The organism is Neobacillus niacini, assembly GCF_031457145.1.
In the GTDB taxonomy this organism is placed as follows: domain Bacteria; phylum Bacillota; class Bacilli; order Bacillales; family Cytobacillaceae; genus Neobacillus; species Neobacillus niacini_J.
Genome location: NZ_JAVDVZ010000031.1, coordinates 1 through 9,604 on the forward strand (window position 1 = coordinate 1; position 9,604 = coordinate 9,604).

Annotated in this window: 11 protein-coding genes; 5 read left to right on the forward strand and 6 right to left on the reverse strand. The window is 41.6% G+C overall.

Annotation, left to right across the window (positions count from 1 at the left end):
• The first annotated feature begins 316 nt into the window (after positions 1–316).
• The 3 genes from J2Y03_RS28625 to J2Y03_RS28635 all read left to right on the forward strand — a co-directional run bounded on the left by J2Y03_RS28625 (position 317) and on the right by J2Y03_RS28635 (position 1,041).
• The gene (locus tag J2Y03_RS28625; RefSeq protein ID WP_310200658.1) at positions 317–535 is read left to right on the forward strand and encodes a DUF1659 domain-containing protein; all 219 of its coding nucleotides are present in this window, start codon (positions 317–319) and stop codon (positions 533–535) included.
• Between the two features lie 33 nt (positions 536–568).
• Complete coding sequence (locus J2Y03_RS28630) at positions 569–787, forward strand: DUF2922 domain-containing protein (RefSeq protein ID WP_310200660.1); 219 nt, start codon at positions 569–571, stop codon at positions 785–787.
• A 116-nt stretch (positions 788–903) separates the two neighbouring features.
• Positions 904–1,041, forward strand: a complete 138-nt coding sequence (locus J2Y03_RS28635) for a YvrJ family protein (protein WP_034673739.1) — start codon at positions 904–906, stop codon at positions 1,039–1,041.
• A 173-nt stretch (positions 1,042–1,214) separates the two neighbouring features.
• Here the strand turns inward: J2Y03_RS28635 and J2Y03_RS28640 are convergent, their stop codons facing one another.
• From J2Y03_RS28640 to J2Y03_RS28665, 6 genes are all read right to left on the reverse strand, one after another.
• Positions 1,215–1,847, reverse strand: coding sequence for a ThuA domain-containing protein (locus tag J2Y03_RS28640; protein ID WP_310200662.1), 633 nt, complete (start codon positions 1,845–1,847; stop codon positions 1,215–1,217).
• 313 nt (positions 1,848–2,160) lie between these two features.
• Positions 2,161–2,376, reverse strand: coding sequence for a hypothetical protein (locus J2Y03_RS28645; RefSeq protein WP_310200664.1), 216 nt, complete (start codon positions 2,374–2,376; stop codon positions 2,161–2,163).
• Positions 2,377–2,672: 296 nt separating this feature from the next.
• A complete protein-coding gene (locus tag J2Y03_RS28650; protein ID WP_310200666.1) occupies positions 2,673–3,500 on the reverse strand; it encodes a DegV family protein in 828 nt (275 codons plus the stop codon).
• Positions 3,501–3,709: 209 nt separating this feature from the next.
• On the reverse strand, positions 3,710–4,594 hold the full coding sequence (locus J2Y03_RS28655; RefSeq protein WP_310200668.1) for a TIGR01777 family oxidoreductase: 885 nt from the start codon (positions 4,592–4,594) through the stop codon (positions 3,710–3,712).
• 132 nt (positions 4,595–4,726) lie between these two features.
• Positions 4,727–5,293 (reverse strand): LOG family protein, encoded by a 567-nt coding sequence (locus J2Y03_RS28660; protein ID WP_132094914.1) that lies wholly within the window; start codon positions 5,291–5,293, stop codon positions 4,727–4,729.
• 97 nt (positions 5,294–5,390) lie between these two features.
• Positions 5,391–5,876 (reverse strand): hypothetical protein, encoded by a 486-nt coding sequence (locus J2Y03_RS28665; RefSeq protein WP_310200670.1) that lies wholly within the window; start codon positions 5,874–5,876, stop codon positions 5,391–5,393.
• Positions 5,877–6,205: 329 nt separating this feature from the next.
• Between J2Y03_RS28665 and J2Y03_RS28670 the strand changes: the two genes are divergently transcribed.
• Positions 6,206–7,897: a DUF2207 domain-containing protein gene (locus J2Y03_RS28670; RefSeq protein WP_310200673.1), complete on the forward strand. Its 1,692-nt coding sequence runs from the start codon at positions 6,206–6,208 to the stop codon at positions 7,895–7,897.
• Positions 7,898–8,010: 113 nt separating this feature from the next.
• A complete protein-coding gene (locus J2Y03_RS28675) occupies positions 8,011–9,168 on the forward strand; it encodes a pyridoxal-phosphate-dependent aminotransferase family protein (protein WP_310200675.1) in 1,158 nt (385 codons plus the stop codon).
• Positions 9,169–9,604: the final 436 nt, after the last annotated feature.

A 9,604-nucleotide genomic window follows, 5' to 3' on the forward strand; every position in this document is an offset into this window, starting at 1 on the left:
CATCCTCCTCTTCGGTCACTCCAGACCACTTGCATTGACCCAAATCCTTTTTCATCCCACTCTTCGGTCACTCCAGACCACCTGCTTTGACCCAATTCCTTTTTCATCCACCCCTTCGGGCACTCCAGACCACCTGCTTTGACCCAAATCCTTTTTCATCCCCCCTCTTCGGTCACTCCAGACCACCTGCATTGACCCAAATCCTTTTTCATCCCCCTCCTCGGTCACTCCAGCTGATACTAGTAAATTTATTTTCCATGACCATGTCCTTTTTGCCTACTTTTTTATATATAAAGGGTGAAAGGAGGTGATCACGATGGCACAAGCAGTGATAGCAACATCCAAATTACGGTTGGTGTTTCAGGTGGGCATGGATGACGAAGGCAAACCGCTTCTAAAGGCGAAGACTTTCAGTAATATCCAGAAATCTGCAACTCCCGACCAACTTTTACAAGCGGCACAGGCCTTTATTGGTTTGTCCAGCGATACTCTCAGCAATATCGAGAGAGTCGACAACTCTGAACTACTAGCGTAATAGAAAAATTAACTAGAATAGGAGGTGAATGAAATGGCTAAAACATTGGAGTTAGAGTTTGTTACCGAGTTTGGTAAATCTGCTCGTATATCGGTAGAAAATCCGAAAGAACCGATTGAAGAAGCAGTAGTGAAGCAGGCAATGGAGGAAATGATCGCGGCTGGCGTTTTTACTTCTAAAAACGGAAATTACGCTTCTGTTAAGGGAGCACGAGTCATTGATCGCAATGTAACTGAATATGAAATTGTTTAATAGAGTAGAAGGCCGGGTTCCATTGGAAACCGGCCTTTATTAAAGGCTCTTTTCTTTAAGATTTTAACAACAATCTTACTGAAAACAGCCTTATTAAAAGAAAGGAGTGAAAGCTCGTGGAGCAAATGATCCCTCTCATCAGCGAGGTAGGATTTCCAATCGTGGTCACCCTCTATTTGCTATATCGGATAGAGTCGAAGCTGGATATGGTGGTCCAATCGATTCAAAATCTTCCCGAACGCATGAAGGCGTAAAGGCAAAACTAGTGGCACACCAAAATTAATAGAACCTTAAACCTTTGTTCATAGTTTGTTCATACTTAAGGGGTAAGATAAATACATGAAGAGGACAACCTTTTTATTCTCTCTTCCATAACCCCCTTTTATAGATTTCTTTTAGATTCGGCAACCGGCCGAATCTTTTTTTTTTACTCATGAGATACCAGCCATTTTATTTTTTCAGCCAACAAGCTTGAGACATTTTCATTTAACAGCCCTTCTTTGGTGTGAGCAGGAGTAAGGCAGCACACCTTTCCTTTTCCATAGGAATGCTTCCATCCTGCGATAGTATCCCCATAAGCCCCCGTACTCCGAAGGTATATTTCTGTATTTGCCTTATCACAATGTACAAAGTAAAGTTCATCGGAAATAGTAAATGTTGTATCATTGCCTTTATATGTAACTTCTTGAAGTCCAGGTGGATGGTAATCAAAAGATCCTCGGAGCATTTGAGTATAGGAGCTCTCACTAGAATATCCAGCCAGACCAGCATGCCAAGCTAGGACACTGCCGCCCTCATTGACATAGTTTTCTATCTTTTGATCCAATACCTCCGATAACCACGTAACTACATGTTCGTCTTTTGGGTTAAGCTTGTTCATTCTCGCATTGATAAATAGTTCTGGTTTATTATCGAGTACAGTTGAAACTTCCTCATAGGTAATGTACTGAAGTTCAATTTCATCCTTGTTCGGTAATCGTTTGACGGCTGCTTCTAAACCTGCCTGTGCAGCCTCACCATCATGCCAATAATCTCCTACTAATGCTACTATTTTTGCCATTTGCGCACCTCTCCTGACCTGTTATCTATATTTCATATTTCAACATACACAAATAGATCCGTCTTTTCATTTTCGCGCAAAATCGACGTGAACAACCTGTATTTTTTATTAACCAATCATTTAATTAAAAATGCCCTAACCCCTTTTAAAAAACGAACTTTGGATATTCTCCGGGAAATTTTTTGTCGAGGACTTGGAGTGTTTTTTATGGCACAGTTACAAAAACTGCCACAAAGGGTTAAAGGTTGATACCAAGAGCAGCACGGTTTTTCTCACTATCTATCGTGCTAAGATTGTCGAAGGAGAAAAGAATTTATTCTTCAACCACTATATGTATACGAACAAAATAGTTTTCTAGTAGCTCCCCTAACTTACCATTAAGTTTTTCATATTCCCATCTCTCCCACTCTATTATTACATCCAAATTTCCATTTTTAGTACTATAACGGAATGACTCTGAACAAAGTGAAATCCCACCAAGATTAATACTATTTTTCCCCTTCGTCACGATCATAATTATGTTTTTCAATTTGGACCAACCATTCTAAACAAGCCCAATGGGACCAAAGCCCTTTTCTTTCCAACGATTAAAGAAACTTCCCGGCAACACTAAATTGGCCGCAAATACAACATGGTTCTAAAAAGTTTTTTGTTGGTTCTGGGTAAATGCTCATTGGTAAACACTCCAATTTTCTGGGAATCCTTTCGAAAACCCATTTTCATAAAAGGTGGGATTTGAGATAGTATATTCAAATAACATTCCGCATGCTTGGACAATATGAAAAAGCCCCTGAATCATTTTCAAGATCATTCAAGGGCTTTACGTTAAAACGATATAATCATGCCGTCTTTCCCAGCATAGGTTCCCATTGTGGCACCCATGTAATTGACAATGACTTCTTTTGGATGGAATCTCTCGATAATTTCCTGTTTCATGGCTTTCGCATCTTCTTCATTTCCAGTGTGAGTGATTCCAAAGATAATGGCAGAAAAATCAGTGCCTCTTTCTTGGATGACATCAAGCACTCGCTTTTGGAACTTCTTTTTCCCGCGTATTTTTTCAAAAATCTCTACTTTTCCGCCCTCAACTCTTTCTAGCAGTACCTTGATGTTGAGGATTTTTGCCAGCGAGCCTTGAAATTTACTAAGCCTGCCGCCTTTCACAATATTCTCTAATGTATTTAAAAGAACAAGTATATTCATATTTTCCCGGTACTTGGTAAGATCAGCTACAATCTCTTCGACTGTACGCCCCTGATTTGCAAGTTCGGCTGCACGGATAATTTGCAGACCATGCCCGAGTGAACCCGCCAGTGTATCAAATACGGTAACCTTGGCATTGGATAGGTCTTTTCCAATACAAGCGGATTGATAGGTACCGCTGAGTCCAGATGAAATGGTAAAACAAAGGATTTCCGTATCTGGACCGAATTGGGAGAATGCTTCAGCAAAAGAGGCAGGCGAGGGCTGGGACGTCTTCGGAAGGACCTCGGTTGAAAACATTTTTGTGAAGAATTCCTGCGGGGTAAGATCAACTTTTTCTAAATAGTCGGTACCCTCTATCGTTACCGTCAATGGCACTAAAGTAACATCATATTTCTCTATTAATTCCTTTGGTAAATCTGCTGAACTATCTGAAATGATTTTAATCATGTTCTTCCACCTTTAGTACAATTTACTTATTCCAATTATACCAGTCGGGATTGTTTTTCTGCTAAAAAAAGACTTTGTAAGGTTTTTCCCCCCAATAGGGAATAATAGTAAAACTGTAGGATTGCGGAATACTGTTTTGTTCTGGATATTTACACCGAGCCACTTTTAGCATCATTTATTTTGGCTGCATACAAAAAGGAAACCATCATTTAGTTTAGAATGTCCGCCAAGGTGTTATTGAGTGTATCAAAGGTAAATATGTACCCTTCTCGTTCCAAACGTTCTGGAATAACCCAGCGGCTTTTTAACACCAATTCCGTTTCTGTTCGAATGAGGACGGAACCTAGTTCAAGTAACCATTTTGGGGAAGGCACCCCAAATGGCACTTTCATTTTATCTCTTATTAATCTCATAAACTCTTGGTTACTAACTGGATTCGGTGCAGCACAATTAAATATCCCGCTTAGGTCTTCTCTTTCCTTTAGAAAAAGGACAATTTGGAACAAATCTTCAATATGAATCCAGCTGAATTTCTGTTTTCCTGTCCCCTGAACCCCGCCGAGCCCAAACTTCACAAGATTTCGATAAGGTGTCATGACTCCACCCTCTTTGCCAAGAACAATCGCAATTCGGAGGGCGATGATCCGTGTTTTTGGCAGATCAAAGGCAAACAACGCCTTCTCCCACGCTTTTGCAACATCAACTGAAAATCCTGATCCAATTTCCCCATTTTCCTCGGTCATCGGACGGTCGTCTGCGTGACGGTAAATTGTTGCCGTGCTGGAATTCATCCAAACCTTAGGTGAATTTTTACAAGCGAGGATAGACTCTCCTAATATCGTCGTCGTCTTGATTCTTGAGTTCATGATTTCACTCTTATTCTTCTCATTGTATCGACAATTCACCGATTTCCCTGCTAGGTTAATGAGAAGTTCCGCTCCTTCTAAAGCGTTTATGATGCCAGGTATATCATCCCAAGAAATATTCAGAGGCTGCCTTGATATGATTTTCACCTCATATCCAAGCTCAGTAAATTTTTTCTTAAAATAGTCGCCAATAAAGCCTGTTCCGCCAGCTAAAACTACTTTCATCATAGGGAACCCCCAAACTATTTTTCTGTTATTTACGTTTACTTATATTAACATTAATTGGAATAACCGTCCGTTTCAACATCTCTGAGAAATAAATAGAGACCAATCCATGATGGATTTGGTCTCACATTAATGTTACTCAAATGATTTGATTGGTGGAGCCTCATAGTTTAGGAATTTATCGAGTAAGGCAGCAGGCTCATCCTCGATAATCGCCATCGCGCGGAATTTTTCCTGGAGAAATCTCTGGTCGATCATATGATTAAACAGACTGATCAGCGGTTCATAATAATGATTGATATTAAGAAGGCCGCATGGCTTTTGGTGCAAACCAATCTGACCCCAAGTGAAGACTTCAAAGAACTCTTCTAACGTTCCCGTCCCGCCAGGCAGGACGACAAATCCATCCGCCAACTCCATCATTTTTGCTTTCCGCTCGTGCATAGTTTCCACAGTGATCAATTCTGTTAACCCCTTATGGGAGATTTCACGCTCCGCAAGTAATCTAGGAATCACACCAATCGCATGCCCGCCTTCACTTAACACCGTATTTGCGACAGCACCCATCAGACCGATACTTGAACCGCCATACACCAACGTTATATTCCGTTTCGCCAGTTCTTTTCCTAATTGAATCGCACCTGTTTTATAAGCCTCAGAAGCACCCAGACTTGAACCACAATAAACCGCTAATCGTTGCATGCCGCTGCCTCCCATGTTTACAGTTTTAATTATGATTATAGTGAAAGTTTAAAATTAAAACAAACATGAAAAAACAGGAGTATTCACCTCCTGTTGGTTAGGAAAAGCTGCGTTCCTGCTTTGTATAGATGTTAGACATTTCTCTCGGTTTCTTCCATACATAAGGCAAATGGCTGGTTTTTTGATTAAAAATGGAAATAAGTTCATCAAAGCCTTTCATTGCATAGAGATTAAACGCAGGACCGCTTGCCGTCTTAACCAGCATACGCCGAGTAGTCAGATGATCTTCTTCGCTTTCATTATCATAGTATTGTGTCTCCTTGACCTCTTCCCAACCGTATTCATGGAGGGACATCCCCTTACCCCTACTCACAATCTTTACCGTGAAGCCCTTTTCGTGACAGATAACTGTTGTATCACTTCCGTAATAAAGAAACAAAAGGAAAGCAATCGCCGCCAACAAGAGAATCACTGATCCCAATAATACGTTTTTGGTGATGACTCCAATACCAACAATTCCAATAATGGAACCTGCAATAGCCGCCATCCTTATAGAATTACTATTCGTAAACTCCTTACCCATCACAACACCCCCTTTATAATAATTTATGAAAATCCTTACATTATATGTATGTCCACAAAATCTCCATACAAAACACACACCATCACCCTTTAATATTCATTAATCTATGTATAAATGAATAAATGGTGACAGGCACCATGATTAATAGATTCTTAACGTTAAATTAATATTGAATTTACATTTAAAAGATAGAATTAAATACAGGAAGAGGACAGCCAATTTACCCTTTTTCATGACCCCTTTTGTTGATTCGGCATTTGCCGGATCTTTTTTTTTTGAAACCCTTACCACTTTCAATCGTATTACTACTAGGAAAGAAGGTGACGCACATGTTAAAAAAGTGGTTTACTAGCTTACTATTCCTTGCTTTGTTATTTATTTTTCCACTCCAAAGTTTGGCTGTGGAATATTCCATTACCAATGTTAACATGGACGCTTACCTGCAAGATAATGGGGATGTGAAAGTCGAAGAAACTCATACCTATGAATTCGACGGTGATTTTAACGGGATTACCCGTGAAATCATTCCGAAAGAAGGAGCAGCCATCAGCCAATTTACCGCAACGGAACAGGGTGAGTCTTTGCGGGTTGAAAAAGAGGATGACCTCTATAAAGTACACCGAAAAGGAGCGGATGAAACCATTACCGTAACGCTTCATTACACGATTGAAAACGGGATGGAGATCTATCAGGATGCTGCCCAATTTTACTGGCCGTTTTTTGATGATCGAAATGAATCCTCCTATGAAAATCTGACGATCACCATTCATCCACCTAATCCGACGGACGATGTGATTGCCTTCGGTTATGATGCAGCCAATAACACTGAAACCATACAGGAGGATGGGTCCGTCCTTTTTCAGTTAGGGTATGTTCCTGACGGGACCAATGGGGATATCCGCGTGGCCTATCCATCTAGCCTTTTCCCGGCTGCGCCTAAAACCGCAGTTAAGCCAATGAAAGAGGAAATCCTTAAGGCACAGCAAGAATTGATAGACCAAGCTGAGGCAGATGAAGCTACAAGAGATACCCTTTCAACGATTAGCACGATAGGAATTCCAGCATTCATCATTATTCTACTGCTATTAATGGGTAGAGATTGGCTGACATCACGAGCCAAAACAAATGATTTCTTACGGGAAGGCACCAAGTTTCATAACGTACCAAAGCAAATCATGAGTTTGCCAGCAACGATTTTCTTTACAAACAATGGCTATTTACCACCACAAGCCATGGCTGCTGGATTACTAGATTTGGTGCGACAAGGGTATGTGAAAAAAGCGTCAATCGACAGCTTCCAACTTATAAACGCAAAAAGCCCTTTAAAGCATGAAACTGTGTTAATGAAGTGGCTTTTTGATAAAATTGGCTCGAAAAATACCTTTAGCTTTGACGACTTAACAGCTTTTTCAAAAAACAAGTTAAATCATGATAGATACCGCCTATTTCAAGCAGAGTGGCTGCAGGCAGTTAAACAAGAAGTCGTAGACCGCTCCCTCTATGAAAACAAAAAGGTCTATCGATTACTAGTCGGCTTTTCCAGTGTATTGCTGCTGCCATTTCTATTCCTTTTCCCGATTTATGATCTGCTAGGCACATTTTTCGCTGCACTTCTATTGTTTTTTACAGTGGTTATCTACGCGATTGTCTATCGTCCAAAAAACTGGGAGGGTGCCAAGATTGCCTACGAATGGAAACAATTTAAGACTCGCTTTAAGGAAACAACACAAGATGAGTGGGAAATCTGGTCGGAAGACGATCAGATGCGCGCTTATATTTACGGACTCGGAATCAGCAGCAAAGAAATCGATCGAAAATACGATGCACTAATAGAAGCCCTCACTTCAGATAACGATTATTATGATGATACGGTTGGATTCTACGCCATTGCCTTTATCGGACCTGACACTTCTGCTAAATTTCGTTCCGCTAATGACTCAGCAAGCAGCAGCACCAGCGGCGGGAGCTCCAGTTCGGGAGGGGGAACAAGTGGAGGCGGCGGTGGATCCGGTGCTTTCTAAAGGTAGCTTGAGGAAATCCTCAAGCCTTTTTTCTATACAAAAAAGAAGGATACTGAACTATACAACGAGAAGTAATAATATATTGAATCTATGAAAAAAATGGAGGAAAACACATGTATCCAAATATACTAAGACATCCTGGACCAACTCCAATCCCCAAAAAGGTCCAGCTTGCCATGAACCACGATATGATTAGTCATCGCACGGAAGAATTTGTTCGTTTATATCAAGAAACAACCAATCGGGTAAAACCTATTTTCGGAACGGCGCAAGATATTTTACTACTGCCATCAGGCGGTACAGCAGCACTAGAAGCAGCAGCGGTCAATACCGTTTCCCCAGGCGAAGAGGTCGTGGTCATCACGGTTGGCGCCTTTGGCAATTATTTCGTCTCTATTTGTGAGAAATATGGGTTCCACGTACATAAGCTTGAAAAAAATTGGGGCGAGGCTTGTACAGAGGATGAGCTTATTGAGTTTCTAAAACCTTTATCGAATGTAAAGGCTGTTTTTGCAACCTATAACGAAACCTCAACCGGTATCTTAAACCCAATTGAAAAATTGGCAAAGGTGGTTCGTACCCATTCCGACGCGCTTTTTATCGTCGATGGAGTCAGCTGTCTTGGCGGTGCGCCAGCGGAAATGGATCAATGGGGAATTGATATTCTAGTAACAGGGTCGCAAAAAGCGATGATGCTGCCTCCTGGCCTTGCACTTTTAAGCGTCAGCGATAGGGCATGGAAAGTGATAGAGGAAACGACTAAACCTGCTTATTACTTAGATCTACTAAGCTATCGGGAGTGGGCGTCGAAAGGGATGACACCTAACACCCCTGCCATTTCATTGATTTTTGGACTTTCCGCTGTTTGTGATTTAATTGATGAAGAAGGCGGCTTTTCACAAACAGTTGCTAGGCATGAACTAATGAAAAATATGGTTCGTGAATCCATGAGAGCTCTTTCTATAGGACTATTGACATCCGATGAATATGCGTCCCCGACAATCACGGCTATATGCGCTCCAAAAGGCATAGAAATCCCAACATTTATTGGGCATTTAAAGGAGAAGTATCACCTTGATTTTGCAGGCGGTCTTGGTCACCTGCAAGGGAAGATTTTCAGATTTGGCCATATGGGTTATTGCTTCCCAAGCGATATCCTTCAAGCCGTTTCGCTAATCGAAGCTGGGTTGCAGGATTTCTCCTATTCCTTCGAACCTGGGGCAGGAGTAGCAGCGGCACAGAAGGTTTTCTTGGCTGCTCAGCGGAAGTAGTCCTTAAGCAAAAGGGAAAGAGACATGACGGCCATGTCTCTTTTTTCAGATTATGATTAGAGGTCACTCCAGCCCCCCTGCATCGACTCAAATGCTTTTTCTGAATGCTCTTCGGTCGTTCCAGGCTCCCTGTATCGACCCAAATGCTTTTTCTGAATGCTCTTCGGTCACTCCAGGCTCCCTGCATCGACCCAAATGCTTTTTCTAAATGCTCTTCGGTCACTCCAGACCCCTTGCATTGACCCAAACGCTTTTTCTGAATGCTCTTCGGTCACTCCAGGCTCCCTGCATCGACCCAAATGCTTTTTCTGAATGCTCTTCGGTCACTCCAGACCCCTTGCATTGACCCAAACGCTTTTTCTGAATGCTCTTCGGTCACTCCAGGCTCCCTGCATCGACCCAAATGCTTTTTCTGAATGCTCTTCGGTCACTCCAG